The organism is Acinetobacter sp. YH16051 (assembly GCF_013417135.1).
Taxonomy (GTDB): Bacteria; Pseudomonadota; Gammaproteobacteria; order Pseudomonadales; family Moraxellaceae; genus Acinetobacter; species Acinetobacter towneri.
Genome location: NZ_VPEN01000152.1, coordinates 1 through 1081, shown reverse-complemented (window position 1 = coordinate 1081; position 1081 = coordinate 1). Strand labels below are relative to the sequence as shown.

The following is a 1081-nucleotide window of genomic DNA, read 5'->3' as shown; positions in this document are numbered from 1 at the left end:
CTACCTGCGGGATCAAAACTATCAGCCACTAAACATAGCTTATACGTTACAGGCTGGTTTGAATTAACGTAACAGTCAGCAATAACATCTGTTGAAACAAGTGCTGAGCCTTGAGCATTTGATGTTCCTAAACTTAACGTTGCAGACTGCCCTAACCAACAGCTACTAGCATAAGCAGGTAAACAAAAAAGAATAGATACTAGTAAGAATAAACTTGCATAAATAAAATATTTCGTTGAATCACTCATTTTAAACAAGTCATTGCAGTTTATTGACATACCATTCGCCCCAAATCACTAAAACCTTTTAATGTTGTAAGTTCAGGCAGTATCACTCGGCACTGCTTAAGTTGATTGCCTATGTAAAGTGTATTATTTTTTAGGTTATCGATATACACAACTCCATCGTGAGCCACAATAGTTGTGGGTTGTTGTTGCTGAATCGGTTCTTCTTGCCATACAGAAGTTCCCACGTTCACATTTTGTCCCTGTAAATCTACTACTTGAAGTTGCACAGATTTCACTTGATACATCGGGAATTGTACAAAAACGCCACTCGATTGGCGTGGTACAGCATTTTGTTGCGTTTTTTCAATTTTTAGATTAATTGGCAAATCAAGCGTATCTATAGCGATACTATTATTCTGATAAGGGTTCAAATAATCGAGTAGTAGATAACCTTTTTTATTAGTTTTACCAATTAAACGATTCTCTAGTCGTACAGGCACATCAGGTATTTGATCTGTTGAAACGATAGCAAATGAACCACTGCTTAGGCGTTTAGGTAAGATAGCATCTTTCAATAGTACAACCCCGCCATTCACTGAAGCATAAATACTGGTATTACTTTGGTCTGAGGTCGTATGTTGAACGTTAAGTTGGGCCAAGCCATAACGACTTAAATAATCCAGTTGCCCCTGAAATTGTGAGTATAACTCAGTATGATTGGCCCTTGCTTGCCAACCGAAACCACCTTGGTCTTGATCCACAGAATGTAAGACGTTCAGGCTAAGTTGATTTTGATCATTACTACGTTGAGCTGTGATAGTTGCTGAATTCCGTTTCGCCCATGGAATATTAAA

Annotated in this window: 2 protein-coding genes; both read right to left on the bottom strand. The window is 38.0% G+C overall.

From position 1 onward, the window contains the following. The coding region (locus tag FTV41_RS15160; RefSeq protein WP_218945215.1) for a hypothetical protein at window positions 1-248 on the bottom strand (248 nt) is incomplete at its 3' end. Window positions 249-268: 20 nt separating this feature from the next. After that, window positions 269-1081, bottom strand: an 813-nt coding sequence (locus FTV41_RS15005; RefSeq protein ID WP_179996790.1) for a fimbria/pilus outer membrane usher protein, incomplete at its 5' end; no start/stop codon positions are given.